The sequence below is a fragment of the Sulfurihydrogenibium sp. genome (assembly GCF_027448985.1).
In the GTDB taxonomy this organism is placed as follows: Bacteria; Aquificota; Aquificia; order Aquificales; family Hydrogenothermaceae; genus Sulfurihydrogenibium.
On the sequence record NZ_DAIDMN010000025.1, the window covers coordinates 1 to 15,536 of the forward strand.

At 31.5% G+C, this 15,536-nt stretch carries 16 protein-coding genes and 2 pseudogenes; 9 read left to right on the plus strand and 9 right to left on the minus strand.

Features of this window, described 5'->3' with window-relative positions:
* From NE054_RS03410 to hemA, 4 genes and pseudogenes are all read right to left on the minus strand, one after another.
* On the minus strand, window positions 1–146 hold a 146-nt coding region (locus NE054_RS03410; protein WP_297888569.1), incomplete at its 3' end, for an AAA family ATPase.
* Between the two features lie 148 nt (window positions 147–294).
* Window positions 295–1,185 (minus strand): DnaJ domain-containing protein, encoded by an 891-nt coding sequence (locus NE054_RS03415; RefSeq protein WP_297888529.1) that lies wholly within the window; start codon window positions 1,183–1,185, stop codon window positions 295–297.
* Window positions 1,185–1,703: a nucleotide exchange factor GrpE gene (locus tag NE054_RS03420; RefSeq protein WP_297888572.1), complete on the minus strand. Its 519-nt coding sequence runs from the start codon at window positions 1,701–1,703 to the stop codon at window positions 1,185–1,187. The genes NE054_RS03415 and NE054_RS03420 overlap by 1 nt, the downstream gene beginning before the upstream one ends.
* Window positions 1,704–1,739: 36 nt before the next feature.
* A pseudogene (gene hemA, locus NE054_RS03425) lies at window positions 1,740–2,691 on the minus strand (glutamyl-tRNA reductase); the annotation flags it as partial.
* Window positions 2,692–2,748: 57 nt separating this feature from the next.
* On the opposite strand from hemA, the gene NE054_RS03430 reads away from it, so the two are divergent.
* From NE054_RS03430 to NE054_RS03460, 7 genes are read left to right on the plus strand one after another with little or no spacing between them, the layout of a single operon-like run.
* Window positions 2,749–3,177 carry an NYN domain-containing protein gene (locus NE054_RS03430; protein WP_297888532.1) on the plus strand — a complete coding sequence of 143 codons (429 nt, stop codon included), beginning with the start codon at window positions 2,749–2,751 and terminating at the stop codon, window positions 3,175–3,177.
* Window positions 3,161–3,691 (plus strand): LPS export ABC transporter periplasmic protein LptC, encoded by a 531-nt coding sequence (lptC, locus tag NE054_RS03435; RefSeq protein WP_297888535.1) that lies wholly within the window; start codon window positions 3,161–3,163, stop codon window positions 3,689–3,691. The genes NE054_RS03430 and lptC overlap by 17 nt, the downstream gene beginning before the upstream one ends.
* Entirely contained in the window at window positions 3,684–4,151 is a 468-nt protein-coding gene (lptA, locus tag NE054_RS03440; protein ID WP_297888538.1) for a lipopolysaccharide transport periplasmic protein LptA, read from the plus strand. Before lptC ends, lptA begins: the two co-directional genes overlap by 8 nt.
* A complete protein-coding gene (locus NE054_RS03445; protein ID WP_297888541.1) occupies window positions 4,148–5,077 on the plus strand; it encodes an AAA family ATPase in 930 nt (309 codons plus the stop codon). The genes lptA and NE054_RS03445 overlap by 4 nt, the downstream gene beginning before the upstream one ends.
* 10 nt (window positions 5,078–5,087) lie before the next feature.
* Window positions 5,088–6,383, plus strand: coding sequence for a 3-phosphoshikimate 1-carboxyvinyltransferase (gene aroA / locus NE054_RS03450; RefSeq protein ID WP_297888543.1), 1,296 nt, complete (start codon window positions 5,088–5,090; stop codon window positions 6,381–6,383).
* Window positions 6,384–6,392: 9 nt separating this feature from the next.
* On the plus strand, window positions 6,393–7,523 hold the full coding sequence (mqnE, locus tag NE054_RS03455; protein ID WP_297888545.1) for an aminofutalosine synthase MqnE: 1,131 nt from the start codon (window positions 6,393–6,395) through the stop codon (window positions 7,521–7,523).
* The gene (locus NE054_RS03460) at window positions 7,507–7,743 is read left to right on the plus strand and encodes a hypothetical protein (protein WP_297888548.1); all 237 of its coding nucleotides are present in this window, start codon (window positions 7,507–7,509) and stop codon (window positions 7,741–7,743) included. The genes mqnE and NE054_RS03460 overlap by 17 nt, the downstream gene beginning before the upstream one ends.
* Here NE054_RS03460 and NE054_RS03465 read toward each other — a convergent pair.
* Window positions 7,735–8,658, minus strand: coding sequence for a cation diffusion facilitator family transporter (locus NE054_RS03465; protein ID WP_297888550.1), 924 nt, complete (start codon window positions 8,656–8,658; stop codon window positions 7,735–7,737). The two genes, NE054_RS03460 and NE054_RS03465, sit on opposite strands and share 9 nt — an antisense overlap.
* A gap of 3 nt (window positions 8,659–8,661) precedes the next feature.
* Window positions 8,662–9,345 carry a double zinc ribbon domain-containing protein gene (locus NE054_RS03470; protein WP_297888553.1) on the minus strand — a complete coding sequence of 228 codons (684 nt, stop codon included), beginning with the start codon at window positions 9,343–9,345 and terminating at the stop codon, window positions 8,662–8,664.
* Between the two features lie 118 nt (window positions 9,346–9,463).
* Here NE054_RS03470 and NE054_RS03475 point away from each other — a divergent pair, with 118 nt between their 5' ends.
* Together NE054_RS03475 and NE054_RS03480 are read left to right on the plus strand one after the other, a co-directional pair.
* Window positions 9,464–10,228 (plus strand): glycosyltransferase family 2 protein, encoded by a 765-nt coding sequence (locus NE054_RS03475; RefSeq protein ID WP_297888556.1) that lies wholly within the window; start codon window positions 9,464–9,466, stop codon window positions 10,226–10,228.
* A 163-nt stretch (window positions 10,229–10,391) separates the two neighbouring features.
* A complete protein-coding gene (locus NE054_RS03480) occupies window positions 10,392–13,367 on the plus strand; it encodes an ATP-dependent Clp protease ATP-binding subunit (protein ID WP_297888559.1) in 2,976 nt (991 codons plus the stop codon).
* A 15-nt stretch (window positions 13,368–13,382) separates the two neighbouring features.
* On the opposite strand, the gene NE054_RS03485 is transcribed toward NE054_RS03480, so the two are convergent.
* The 3 genes and pseudogenes from NE054_RS03485 to NE054_RS03495 all read right to left on the minus strand — a co-directional run.
* A complete protein-coding gene (locus NE054_RS03485) occupies window positions 13,383–14,312 on the minus strand; it encodes a hypothetical protein (protein ID WP_297888562.1) in 930 nt (309 codons plus the stop codon).
* A complete protein-coding gene (locus NE054_RS03490; RefSeq protein ID WP_297888565.1) occupies window positions 14,309–14,833 on the minus strand; it encodes an FMN-binding protein in 525 nt (174 codons plus the stop codon). The genes NE054_RS03485 and NE054_RS03490 overlap by 4 nt, the downstream gene beginning before the upstream one ends.
* Window positions 14,834–15,063: 230 nt before the next feature.
* Window positions 15,064–15,536: pseudogene (locus NE054_RS03495) on the minus strand (DUF3373 domain-containing protein); the annotation flags it as partial.

Sequence of the window (15,536 nt, forward strand, 5' to 3'; positions counted from 1 at the left end):
GATTTTCCAAATCTTCTTGGTCTGCTTAAGAAAAAGTATTTTCCTTTTTCTTGTAGTTTTTTTACAAATGGTGTTTTATCTACATAATAGTATCCTTCCGTAATTATCTCTTTTAGGTTTTGTATTCCTATTGGTAGTTTTTTCATAGTTATCTCCCGGAAGATTTTAATGAAATTATAGCAAGAAGTCTCCATCTTCTACAAGATTCAAGATGAATTTATAACCAAATTTTAGTTTTGTTGTATTCTTATTACTAAGCGATTATAAGTGGGAATAGTTCACGTTAAAAGAGTTTTATATAAACCGGATATATAAGTTTGTCCTCTCTCCGGATTTGTTTATGTAACCTTCTTGACTTATTTTGATAAGCTGGTTTTTTGTAGCGTTTGGGGGTATTTTTATTTGTAATACTTCATTTAATGGGTTTTTTATCCGGATGTATTCGTATTCTGAGATATCTTTTTCAAGTTTTACATTTAAAATCAAGCCATCTGATGTTTTTTCAAAGATTCCCGTGTCGAGTATAAACCTTATAATAAGATTTCCGTACTCTCCACCGTTTAATCCGCAATTTCCCATACTCTTAACTGTAAGTTTATCTCCGGTTTCAACGCCTATTGGTACTTTAAAAGAGATGTACTGGTCTTCTTTTGTATATCCAAGGCCTCCGCATTTGCCGCAAGGATTTTTTACGACAAATCCTTTGCCTAAACATTTAAAACAGACTATTTTTCCTAACTTTGTTTGGATTCTCCCTTCTCCACTACATTTATCACACTTGATTAATCTACTTTCCTTTACGATACCGTTTCCTTCACAATCCGGACATAAAACTTTTCTTTTGTATTTAATAGTTTTTTTTCTTCCAAGTAATCCATCTTCCAAAGATACAGTTACTGTTGTTCTAATGTCAGAACCTTTTTGTGGTTTGTCTGTAAAACCTAAAAATTCTAAAAGTTTATCTTCAAAAACTTTTAAAAGAGAATTTTTGTTTAGTAATTTATCGTACTGTTCTCTTTTATCCGGATTTATCAGGGTTTCGTACGCAACGTTTAGTAGTTTAAAAACCTCTTCTCCGTCCGGGTTTACATCCGGATGAAAAATCTTTACTTTTTTTCTATAAGCCTTTTTTATTTCATCAGGGGTAGCGTTGTATGCTACCCCTAACAACCTGTAGAAGTTCATCAGGTTATTTCTTCTTCCTCAACAGAAACAACCACTTTAGCAGGTCTAATTACTTTTCCTTTGTATCTGTATCCATGTTGAAGTACTTTTACAATCTGATTTGGTTTGTAATCACTTGATTTTACAGTTTCTATAGCCTCATGAATCATAGGGTTAAACTCGTGGTTATCTTCAATCTTTTCAATTCCAAAGTTTTGTAAAAGGTTTACCACTTGATAATGGGTCATCTGAATACCTTGAAGTATTGAGTTTATGTCGTTTGTATACTTAAAACTCTCTATAGCTTTTTCAAAGTTATCTACCACATCTAAAAATGCCTTTGCAAACTTTTCTATAGCTTCCTCTTTTACTTGCTCTTTCTCTTTAATCATCCTTAACTTATAATCTTCAAAATCTTTCACTACCGCTTGATACAACGCACTTAACCTTTTAGCAGCCTCTTCTGTCTTTTGTAATTTTGCTTTTAATTCCTCATTTTCTTTAAGAAGTTCTTGGATTAATTTATCCTTATCAACCACCTCTTCCTGTTGGTTGACATTTTCTTGGGACTGTGGAGCTTCTTTTAACTCTTCTTTGTTTTGTTCTTGGTTGTTTTCTAACGTTTGTTGATTGTTATCCAACTTTTCCTCCTTCTAGCTCGTTTACAGATTCTTCAACATTCCTTGGCACTGATATATCTATTATAAATAAAGGCTCTTTTTTATTTTTTACCGCTTTTTTAATATCCTCTTTTTTTAAAATAGGCTCTGTTGCTCCCGTAGATACTATCACAATATCCACTTCTGGCAAAAACTCTAAGATTTTATCAAATCTTATGGCACTTCCACCGAATTTGTTTGCAAGTTCTACAGCTCTTTCAAAGGTTCTGTTTGATACAAAAATATGTTTGACACCTAAGGAAGATAGGTGCCTTGCAGCAAGTTCTGCCATTTCTCCTGCACCTATTAGGAGAACTGACTTTTCTTTCAAATCTCCGAATATTTTTTTTGCGAGTAATGCTGCTGCATAACTTATAGATACAGCTTTTTTTGATATTCCGGTTGATGTCCTTATCTTTTTTGAAACGTTTAAAGCTTTATCAAAGAGTCTTGTTAGTATATGTCTTACTGCTTTGTACTCTTTAGCTTTCGTAAAAGATTCTTTAAACTGACAAACAATTTGAGGTTCTCCTATCACCATTGAGTCAAGACTTGAAGATACTCTGAATATATGCTTTATGGCTTCTCTTCCTGTGTAGAAAAAAACGTACTTTTCCAAAATATTTACAGGAATACTTGAATATTGAGATAAAACTTTTAGTATTTCATACTTTAAACTATCGTTACCATCAAAAACGCCGTAAAACTCTACTCTGTTACAGGTTGATATAACACAGACTTCATAGATATTTTCAATGTTGTTTAACTTTTCAAGGATAGACTGGTAGCTCTTTTCTGTAATTGCTAACTTCTCCCTTATTTCTACAGGTGCGGTTTTATAGTTAAATCCGGTTGAAAAAATTTCCATAAAGATAATTTTATCACATCTATGTTATAATTCAAACAAAAAAAGTAAAGGAGTACTATGAACAGAAAAATTTATATTCATCAAAAGGTTGCAGTATTTGTTGACATTCAAAATCTTTACTACTCAGCAAGGGACACTTTCAACAGAAAAGTTGATTTTGAAAAAGTTTTACACAAAATTGTTGCAGATAGGGTTTTAATCAGGGCTTTTGCTTACGTTGTTAAACTACACGGTGTTGACCAAAAAGGATTTATAAACACTTTAAAACACATAGGCTATCAGGTTAGAGAAAAAGAAAGGGAAACAATAGACCTTGCTATGAGGTCTTTGATAAATAAGCTACTTCACAGACCTACTATGTACATAAAAGACAGAGCATCTCAAGAAAACAACGACTTATACATAAAAATAATTCAGGATATGTTCAGTTCAAAATGGGATTTAAGAAATAAGAAGAAAGAGAAAGAAAGTGTTGGAGAAGATTAAAAAATCGTTTTTGTTTTTTTTAATCTTGTTAGTGAGTTCTTTTATATTTAAAGAAGTATCTGATTATCTTGATAAACAAAAGTTATTAGAAAACTTAAAATATACAAGCAACACTATAGAAAACTTCTACCTTGTTTCCAAATCAGATTACACTTATACCTTAAAAGGTTATAAACTTTTAGAAAAAAGAAACAAATTTTATATAGAAAATCCAGATGTTAACTATTTTGGTGAAAAGGGAAGTTTTAACATAAAATCAAAAAAAGGTTTATACGATGTTAAAGAAAAAATGATAACTTTTTACAGTGGTGTTAACTTTAAAAGTAAAGATATCCGGATGGAAACCGAATATATATTTATAGATACAGAGAAAAAAATAGCTTACAATGATATAAGTACAACTATTTTTAGTGAGAATATGACAACAAAAGGTAGAAACCTATTTTTAGACATTGATAAAGAAATTTTAAAACTTGATAAAGTAAATAGCCAATTTAGAGGTAAAGATGGTTAAAATTTTAACGATATTTTTTTTACTGTTTACAGTAACCTTTGCACAACAACAAACAAATAAAAAAGAACCAGTTGTAATAAACGCAGACAAACTTGAGTACAACAACAAAGAAAAATTAGCCATCTACACAGGTAATGTAGATGTAAAGAAAGGAAACTTTAATTTAAAGGCAGATGTGGTAAAAATATATTTAGATGAAAAAGGAGATGTATCTAGAATATACGCATCTGGAAATGTGTACTTTCAACAGGAAAACAAATGGGGAAAAGCAAAAGAAGGGGAGTACTACAAAGATAAAAATTTAATAATCCTAAGAGGAAATGCCGAAGTTCATCAAGACAAAAATGTAGTTGAAGGAGATGAAATACATTACTACACAGACGAAGAAAAGGCTGTTGCTATATCCAAAGGAAACAGAGTAAGGTCTATTTTATTCCCAAAAGATAAAGAGGAAAAATGAACTACTTAGAATACTTTGGGTTAAAAGAAGACCCATTTAAAATTACACCTGACCCGTCGTATTTCTTTGAATCTTTAACTCATAGAAAAGCAAAAGAACTTCTAAAATATACAGTAGCTTCCAAAGAAGGTTTTTGTGTCATTTTAGGAGAACCCGGAACAGGTAAAACAACAGTTTTAAAAAAATTTTTAAAAGAGATATCCAAAGATTATATTGTAGCTACCATATACAATCCAATGTTAAATCCAGAAGAGTTTTTAAAAACACTCTTAGATGAATTCAAAATAGACTATAGAAAAGAATCATCAAAAAATGAACTACTAAAGTATCTTTACACATTTTTAGAAGAAAAACTAAATGAAGGAAAAAGAGTTTTAATAGTTATAGATGAAGCACAACTTATGCCCTTTGAAACTTTAGAAGAGCTAAGATTACTATCCAACCTTGAAACCGAGAAGGAAAAATTAGTTCAGATAATATTGGTAGGTCAACCAGAACTAGAAGAAAAACTTCAAAATCCCAAGTTAAGACAACTACAAAGCAGAATATCAAATAAAATGTTTTTAGAACCCTTATCAAAAGAAGAGACAGAAAAATATTTAAATCATAGGTTAAAAGTTGCAAACTTTCAAAAATTAAATTTTGATAAATCTGCAATAGAAGAGATTTACAAACATTCCTCAGGTATCCCCAGAATAATCAACCTTATAGCATCAAGGTCTTTAATGGTGGCTTTTTTAGAAAACACATTAACTATAAAAGATACTCAGGTACAAAAAAGCTTATCCGCTATAAAAACATCTGAAAACCTAAACTTTAAAGATGATAAAAAATTTTTGATATTGTACCTTATACTGATAGTAATGCTTTCTTCAGCTACAGTTTTAGTGATATTATATATTTTAAGAATTCTAAAAATCTTTTAAAGAGGTTGGTATGGATAAAACGATAAAAAAAGTAAAAAGAATAGAAGGAAGTTTAAGAGTACCTTCCGATAAATCTATCTCTCACAGGTCCATAATACTGTCATCTTTAGCCGAAGGTGAGTCTGTAATTAAAAACTTTTTAAAAGCCGGAGATACAATCACAACTTTAAACACCTACAGAAAACTTGGAGTAGAGATACAAGAGAAAGATAGCGTAATTTATGTAAAAGGAAAAGGATTAGAAGGTTTAAATGAGCCCCAAGATGTTTTAGATATGGGAAACTCCGGAACAACCACAAGATTAACGTTAGGTGTTTTATCAGGTCAAGATTTTTTCGCAGCCCTTACAGGAGATGATAGTCTCAGAAAAAGACCCATGAAAAGAGTTACAAAACCCTTAACGGAGATGGGAGCAAAGATAGATGGAAGAAAAGAAAGTAACAATCTTCCTATCGCAATTAGAGGAGGTAAGTTAGAAGGCATTACCTATTTTAACGAAAAAATGTCAGCTCAAGTAAAATCTGCAATACTACTTGCTGGTTTGTATGCAAAAGGTACAACACAGGTAACAGAACCTATAATATCACGGGACCATACAGAAAAGATGTTAAAATGGATGGAAGCAAACATTCAAACAGAGTTCACAACTCAAGGTTATACAGTAAAAATATCTCAAACCGATAGATTAAAACCAATTCATATAGATGTTCCTGCAGACCCTTCTTCTGCCGCTTTTTTTGCCGCAGCAGCTGCGATAGTCCCAAAATCTGAAATTGTTCTTAAAGATGTTTTAGTTAATCCTACAAGGGATGGCTTTTTCCGGAAATTGAAAGAGATGGGAGCAGAAATATCTTATATAAACAAAAGAGACGAAGCCGGTGAGATAGTGGCTGATGTTGTAGTTAAATACAACGACCTACAAGGTGTAAAAGTAGAGAAGGAAGAAGTTCCTTCAATGATAGATGAACTTCCATTACTTGCTATAGTTGCAACCCAAGCTGAAGGAGAAACCATTATAACGGGAGCCCACGAACTTAGAGTAAAAGAGAGTGATAGAATAAAAGCGGTTGTAGAAAACTTTAAAAGATTGGGATTAGAAATTCAAGAACTGGAAGATGGTATGATTGTAAAAGGTAAACAGAAGGTAAAAGGTGGTACCGTAGATTCTTACAAAGACCACAGAATAGCTATGGGATTTGCTGTTTTAGGATTAGTCTCAGAAGAAGGTATAACTATAAAAGATGCTGATTGTGTATATATCTCCTATCCGGATTTCTTTAAACATTTAGAAAAAGTATCCAAGTGAGGTAAAAAAATGCTTGAAATAGAAAAAGTTTTAGAGTTAGCATCAGATAAAGATTTATTTCCTATCATAGATAAAGTCTTAGAAGAAAAGAGGTTATCTTTTGAGGATGGTGTAAAGCTGTTTAAAAGTAGTGATTTGTTAACAGTCGGGTATTTGGCTAACTATATCACAGAAAAGAAAAATGGAAAGTATGCCTATTTTGTAATAAACAGACAGATAAATCCAACAAACGTATGTGTTTTAGATTGTAAATTCTGTGCTTTTGCTCAGATGGATAAAAACGACCCAAAAGCTTATGAGATGAGTTATGATGAGATATTGGAAAAAGTAAAGTACGCTGTTGAAAACTCAGCTACGGAAGTCCATATTGTAGGGGGACTCCATCCGGACTGGGATTTTAATAAGTATCTAAACATCGTATCCATCATAAAGAAAAACTTTCCACAGCTTCATATAAAAGCTTTTACAGCTGTTGAGATTGACTATTTTTCTCAAATATCAGAACTTTCTTACGAAGAGATTTTGATAAAACTTAAAGAAGCAGGACTTGGAAGTCTTCCGGGTGGTGGAGCAGAAATATTCTCTCCAAATATCAGAAGAATCATCGCTCCTAAAAAGATAGGTTATAAAAAGTATTTAGAGATACACAAAACAGCCCATAGATTAGGTCTTCACTCTACAACCACAATGCTGTATGGACATGTAGAGAGCTACGAAGACAGAGTTGACCACATGTTAAAAATAAGAGAAGCCCAAGATGAAACTGGAGGATTTACCTGTTTCATACCTCTTGCGTACCAACCAGAAAACAACGATTTACCGGTATACGACTTTACAACCGGAATAGACGATTTAAAAACAATTGCTGTATCAAGATTAATCCTTGATAATATAGACCATATAAAAGCTTACTGGGTAATGATAGGAGAAAAAACCGCTCAAGTGGCGCTAAACTTTGGTGCAGATGATATGGATGGTACAGTCATGGAAGAAAAAATAGCCCACTTTGCCGGTGCAAAATCTCCAACTCAGCAACAAAAAGAAAAGTTGATAAGACTTATAAAAGAAGCCGGAAAAATTCCTGTTGAAAGAGACACACTTTATAATCCCATAAAAATTTACGATGATAAACAGTTTTGAGCCAAAAAAGCTAACCTTTAAAAACTATTTTTTGGCAGTTGTTGTTTTATTTCTTTTTGGAATAGCTATTTTGGTCTCTTTGGTAGCTATTCCTTACCTTCTATTTTTAATCTTAAAGATTATTTTTATCAGTATAGAGTTTACCATTTTATTTATTTTAGTATTCTGGTTGATGGTTGTTATTCTACTTTGGATAATAAAGCTTTCTAAACTAATGTAAAATGTTACACTTTCTATCAGGTTTTTCCGGTTGAACCGTTATATGGTTAATTCCTTTTTCTGCTAAAAATTTCTCTAAATCTTCAAGAAGTATTATAAAATTGTTTAAATCATCAATTACTATATGTGCAGAAAGGTAAATATCTTTTGAACTTATTCCCCAAATATGTAAATCATGGATTTCTATTATCTGAGGAAAATTTTTCTCTATCTCTTCTATAAGCTTGTTTAAGTCTATACTTTTAGGAACACCTTCCATAAGAAGGTGATAGTTGTCTTTTAAGGCTTTTAAAACTTCTTTTGTAATGTAAATTACAAATATAAGTGATAGCAAAGGGTCAATCCAGTAAATAGAAAAAAGATAGATAAAAATACCACCTATCACTACAGCCAAAGATAAAACAGCATCACTCATAAGGTGTAAGTAAGCGGCTTTTATATTCATATCTTCGTGATGGTGATGATGGTCCTCCTCATGATGATGATGGACTTTTAAAATGATTGCAGAAAATAAATTTATCAAAAATGCTAAAAAACCAAAAACGATTACATATAAACCTTTTACCTCTTCCGGATATATCAACCTTACAGTTGCTTCGTATAGTATGAAAATCAAAGTAAACAGTAAAACAAGATTATTAATAAAACCAGCCATAACTTCCGCTTTTAAAAAGCCGTATGTCATCTCTAAAGTCGGTTTTTTGGATATTACGTTTATCGCAACCAATGCAACTACAAGACTTAAAACATCTTGAAAGTTGTGGACCGCATCTGTAATTAGAGAAACAGAATTTGAATAAATCCCAAACAGTATTTGAAGAAAGACTATTGATAAATTAAGGAAAATAGCTATATAAAGTTTTGTTTTTTTATCGTGGGTTTCTCTCTCTTTTAATACATTTTCTTTGTATACCATGCTCTATCCTTTTGACAGAGTATAAGCGTATATTTTTCCTTCTACTTTATCTTTTATAAGATTGTAAATCTCCAAAAGGGTTGCTCCGGTAGTTAGTATATCATCAAAGATTAGAGTGTTGCCTTTTATTTTATCAACTTTCAAACTAAATGCATCTTTTAGGTTTTTAAACCTTTCTTCTTTTTTTAATCTAACCTGATATTGCGTTTCCTTGACTTTTTCTAAATAGTCCTTTACTAAAAAAGATGGCACAGCGTACTTTAAAATCTCTTTTAAATGGTTAAATCCTCTTTCCTTTTCCACTTTTTTAGACAGTGGTATATACAAAACGTTTTGAATCCTGTTTAACTTTATATAACTTTGTAAATCATCTTTTATTAAGAGAGCTAAATCTTTGGCTAATGGTTTTATTTTTGTAAATTTCAGTTTAACTATTGGATTTTCTACATAATAGTAGTATGTAAAAACTCTTATATCTTCATATTTTTTATCTGTTTTACAATCTTCACACAGTGGATAACTGTTTCTTTCGGATTTTCCACAACTGTGACAGTAAAATATAACTTCTTGTTCAATCTGATTTAAACATTCGGAACATACAATGTTTTGATGAGAAAACACAAAAGGATTTTTACATACTTCACAGTAGTTTGGAAAAAGGGTGTTTAGTACAATCCGGATATCCAAAAATGATTTAATGTTCCTTTACCTCTTCCAATTTATGATTAATTTATTATAACACCGTTTAGGTACGCTTTTTGTTATAAAATATTTTAAATTAAACATCAGAAAAGGAATTTGATTTATGAGATTATCGGTTTTAATCCTTACAAAGAATGAAGAAAAAAATATAGAAAGAGCGATAAAAAGTGTATTACCTGTTGCCGATGAAATAGTGGTTTTAGATAGTGGTTCTACCGACAAAACGGTTGATATAGCCAAAAATCTTGGAGCAAAAGTGTATTTTAGAGAGTTTGATAACTATAAATCTCAAAGAAACTATGGTCTTTCCTTGTGTAATGGAGAGTGGATTTTGGTTTTAGATGCAGATGAAGAGTTGTCTTCAAAGCTTCAAGAAAGTGTAGAAAAACAGCTAAAAAATCCATCCTACGATTGCTATGAAGTCCCAAGAAGAACTTACTATTTAGGAAGATTTTTAAAATATGTATGGTATCCGGAATACAGAAAAAGATTGTTTAAAAAGAATAAAGCCTATTACGAAGGAAAACTTCACGAAGAAGTTATATGTAAAGGAAAAGTAGGAAGGTTGGAAGGAGATTTGTACCATTACTCGTATAAAAACCTCTATCATCAGTTTGTAAAAACTGTAGATTATGCTCAAAAAATGGCAGAGATTATGTACAGTCAAGGTAAACGGTTTAAACTTTATAAACTAATCTTTAATCCGTTTATCATATTTTTTAAATTATACTTTTTAAAACTTGGATTTTTGGAAGGAGTAAGAGGACTAATAATAGCGTTTTCCGGATTTTTGTACGTATTCCTCAAATACGCATTTTTATACGAACTACAACTAAAAGAAAAATATAAAGATAAACTTTGGCGATAAAATCTTAATTTACGTTTATCTCCGAATTCGTGTTAAAACCTTCTCACAAATTATAAATGATTGTATATTTAAAAAGTAGCGTGATTCATTTCAGTATTGAAATTTTACAAAAATGATATTATATTATTTGATAACAATACACTAAATCCAAGAAGGAGGAAAAATGTTTAGCGAAAATCTTTTAGACAAAAAAGCAAAAGAGTTGTTAGAACTTGCAAAAACTATCTCAATCAAGAACAACGATAGTATGGTTGATACAGACCATCTATTACTCGCTTTGATTAGTAAAGATGATTCACCACTTTTGAAGATACTGGAGAAAAGAGGAATTGACAAAAAATCACTGAAAGAGAATATAAACAGTTATTTACAAGATTTATACTCTCAAATTAATAAAGCAGTTTCCGAGTACACTGACTATATAAAAAACCTGTATAATCAACTTTCTCAAGTAAGAACACAAGCGTTAGAAATTTACAAAGAGTTAAAAGAAGTAAAAGCTCAAAAAGAGAGATTAAAAAGAGATTTAGCTTACGAATCCGGATTCTTTTTTGGAGGAGGAAGCAGACTCGAGTTAGAAAGACTTTCTTTGTATGAAAAACAGTTAGAATCTAACCTTAGCTCATTAAGGTCTCAACTTTCACAATTAACCGATTCAGCAACCGCTGAAAGATTTTTATCTGGAGATATCAACCTTTTAACTTTCATCTATAAAGTTATAGAAAACAGCTCACTCATAAAACAAATAGATGAACTTGGATTTTCAAAAGACAGATTTGTAGAAAAAATAGTAGAAAACGTTACAGGTTCAAAAACTCAAAAGCAGTATGCATCAAAACTGATTAAAGTAATGGAAAATGCTGAAAAAATAGCGTTTAATGGTGGCTCTTCAACTGTAAGTTCGTCTCATATAGCAACAGCATTAATTGAAGACAACAACACAATAGCTGGAAAAATTTTAAATGAAATACTAAACTTTGAAAAAAAAGAAGGAGGAAAACAAACTATGGAAGGAAAAAACATCCAACAAGAAATGGCAGAAGAAGAAAAATCTGCATTGGAAAAGTTTACAGTAGATTTAACAAAGTTGGCTAAAGAAGGTAAGTTAGACCCAGTAATTGGAAGAGAAAGAGAAATACAACAGGTGATAGAAATACTACTAAGAAGAACAAAAAACAACCCTGTCCTAATTGGAGAAGCAGGAGTAGGTAAAACAGCCATAGTAGAAGGTTTAGCTCAAAAAATCGTAAATAAAGAAGTTCCAGAAGAGCTATATAACAAAAAGATTTTATCATTGGATTTAGGAGCTTTAGTAGCCGGAACAAAATATAGAGGAGAGTTTGAAGAAAGAATGAAAGCTCTCTTAGATGAACTTAAAAAAGACCCTAACATAATCTTATTCATAGACGAACTACATACAATAGTAGGAGCCGGAAAAGGAGAAGGAGCATCGGATGCAGGACAGTTACTTAAACCTGCTTTAGCAAGAGGCGAAATTAGAGTAATAGGTGCAACTACATTAGACGAATACAGAAAATACATAGAAAAAGATCCAGCATTGGAAAGAAGATTCCAACCAGTCTATGTAGAAGAACCGGACGAAGAAACAACCATAGAAATACTAAAAGCACTAAAACCAAAACTAGAAAAACATCATAACGTAAAAATAAGTGATAAAGCTATTGAAGCAGCAGTAAAATTAACAGGAAGATACATACCTGCTAGAAACTTCCCAGACAAAGCAATTGATGCGTTAGACCAAGCATGTGCAAGGAAAAAACTAAAACTCGTTTATGCGTCTCCTGAAGTTATAGAGCTTGAAAGAAAAATAAAGATGCTTGACGAGCAAATAATCCAAGCATCCTTGGAAGGAAACTACGAAAAAGAAGCCAAGTTAAAGATAGAAAAAGCAAACCTTGAAAAACAACTCAAAGACCTCAAAGCAAAATCATCAAATGAAAGAGCAAAATTAGAAGAACTAGAAAGACAACTTGAAGAAATAGATAGACAGATTGAGATTTACAGCCAAAAAGGTGATTACGAAAAAGAAGCAGAGTACAAGATAAAAAAGGCACAGATAGAAAAAGAGATAAAAGCACTACAACAAAAACTTGCAGAATCAGTTGTAGTTACTGAAGATGATGTAGCAGAAGTTGTAGCAGAATGGACAGGAATACCAATTTCTAAGATGAAGGAAGAAGAGATGGAAAGACTCCTACACCTAGAAGAAGAAATGCACAAGAGACTTATAGACCAAGAACACGCAGTAAAACTTGTTGCAGAAGCGATAAGAAGAGCAAGAGCCGGATTATCTGACCCTAGAAAACCACTTGCATCCTTTATGTTCCTTGGACCAACAGGTGTAGGTAAAACAGAGCTTGCAAAAACATTGGCAGAACTTCTATTTGACGATGAAGACGCGATGATAAGGTTAGACATGTCAGAGTTTAAAGAAGAGCATTCTGTTGCAAAACTTATAGGTGCACCTCCAGGATACGTAGGATACGAAGAAGGTGGAAAACTCACAGAAGCAGTAAGAAGAAGACCATACTCTGTAATATTGTTAGACGAAATAGAAAAAGCCCACCCAAGAGTGTTTGACCTGTTCTTACAAGTATTAGATGACGGAAGACTTACAGACTCACAAGGAAGAACCGTAAACTTTAGAAACACAGTTATAATAATGACATCTAACATAGGAAGCCAGTACCTAACACTAATACCTGTAGATGCTCCAGAAGATGTTATAGAAAAAGAGTTTGAAAAAGCAAAAGAAAGAGTTTTAGAAGAAGTAAAACTTTACTTCAGACCAGAATTCTTAAACAGAATAGACGAAATAATCGTATTCAAACCACTGTTTAAGAAAGAGATTATGCAAATTATAGACCTTATGGTTAACGCTTTAAACAAAAGACTCCATGACAGAAATATAAAAGTAGAACTAACACCTGCTGCAAAAGAAGTATTGATGAAACATGGATATGACCCTGTTTACGGAGCAAGACCTATGAGAAGAGCAATACAAAAATACCTTGAAACACCATTATCTGAAAAAATACTTAGAAAAGAAATAAAAGAAGGAGATACGGTAATAGTAGATGCAGAAGGAGACAACCTTGTATTCAAAATAAAAGAATAATAAATCAAGAGCCCTTTAATAGGGCTCTTTTTTCAAACTACTAAACAAAACAATCAAAAACCCTGTTATGAATAACAACTCCAAAAGTAAAAAAGACAAAAATTTTACATAAACGAGTTTTTCATCTAAAAATCTGATTAAAATACCGCTTAAGTTATCTATAAAACCAAAAATAAAAGTAGTAATTCCCAAAGTAACAGCAATACTTTTTTTAACTACACTAAAAAGTAAAAAATGAGATAAAGTAAACGAAAGTAAAGCCATAGTTATTAGATGAGGATAGAAGACTTTAAACAAGCCTTCAAAAGTTTTTGGTTTTACATAAAGCTCCGGATTACCAAGATAGTAAGTTTTCACAGACTCAAAACTAAATCCCATTTTTTGGTAAAACAACAAAAAATTCACCAAGAAAAAAATTAACATAAAAAAAGAAAAAAAACCTATAATCTTCCTCAAATTACCTATTGACACGTTAGAATGACCTTTTAATAAACCGTAAAAAACCAAAAGTAAACAAAATCCTAAAAACATTTGAAAAAGTAAAAAGAAAACAGCCTTTAGAATCACAAACCCATCTAATAAAAATATAAAAACATCAACAACACTGTACAAAATTCCAAATAGAAAAGTTAAAACAATTAACCATAGTTTAAAATTTTCCCTAAAATCAAAAACGTTAAAGATTGATACTACCATAAGTATTAAAAATCCATTTAAAAAAAGATTTATATGAACATTCTCAGTTATCTGTTGTAAGGATATTTTTTCCGGAAAATCAAAATCAGTAAAGTAATATTTAAAAAGAGAATCATAATCAAATCCAAAGTTTAAGTAATAGTAAATAAAACTACTTATCCAAAAAAGCAGACTGAAAACAGAAAAGAATAAAACTGCCCAGTATAGATTTTTTCTTCTCTTTATATCTCCGGATATAACAAATTTCATCTTTGTTCACCTATCAGTACTTTCCAAATGGCAAGTGCAAGCCTTGCATAATCGGTTATTGCACGGGAAGTTAAAGTTGCTCCAGATACATTTGGAATATCAGATTTTACCCTTAGGTTATCCTTATCTAAGGATTTTCCTTTAAAATTGTTAAACCATCCTTCCTCAGGTAGATACTCCAAAGGCTCTCCAAAATGAAGAACCTGAACAACATCCAACTTTCCATCGGGAGTTATTGTATATAAAACTACTTCCGGCTTTGTCCTTACAACATGGACATCTACGTACCCATAAGCTACCACTTTATCCTGTTTTTTTACTACGTATATTGACACCAACTTAGAATCGAATTTTACTTTGGAAATCTGTCTTATCTTTTCCACTTGTTCAGGTGTAAGAACGTAATTTTTAACTTCAACTGTAGTATTTGGATATATTGTTTTTAAAACATCTTCCGGCTTTTTACTACCTGCAAAAGAAAAGAAAAAAACAATTAACAGTATCAAAAAAACTTTTTTCAACTTTCTCTCCTTTGTTCCACTTTTTATACCATTGTACATATTGAGATTTGATTTCAATATGATAAAAAACAGTAAATTCCCCCTCCCCTGTTGTTACTAATTGATATTCTTAAAGCCTTTCTAAAAACATCTCTACCTCATATAAATGAGCCAACTCTATACCCGGTGAATATTCTTACTATTATAAAAATCTGGTGGAATTATCCACCGGTGAATAAGGAGGTCTAATTTTAGAACATAAATCCAAAGGTTAATCTATACTCATTTTCATCCTTTCTATTTGGACTGTAATTTAATCTAACATAGTCAGCTTTTATGGCTACCAATGGATGTGGCTTATAGGAAAATCCTATGTTGTAAATCTGTAACTTATGACCATCAGGTTTTTTATATCCATTTTGGACTTTACTATGAGTATTTATATCTTCATAAATTCCAAAAAGATACAACTCTTGATTATGTATATTAAAAAATCTAAATATGTCGTATGCAACTTGCGTATAAAACCCTTTCTGCTCTTGAGGTATTATTTGACCTTTGGTTCCTACATTGGATATTCCGAATAAGTCTTGAGAAACTTTTAATGCATCATCAACTTTAACAAAAGCTCCTACAAACCTTACATCCCAACCTTTGTACTGCCACCAAATATGTGGAGATATAATTGTCAAAGTACCTAATTTAGAACCTCTTCTTAAATTTA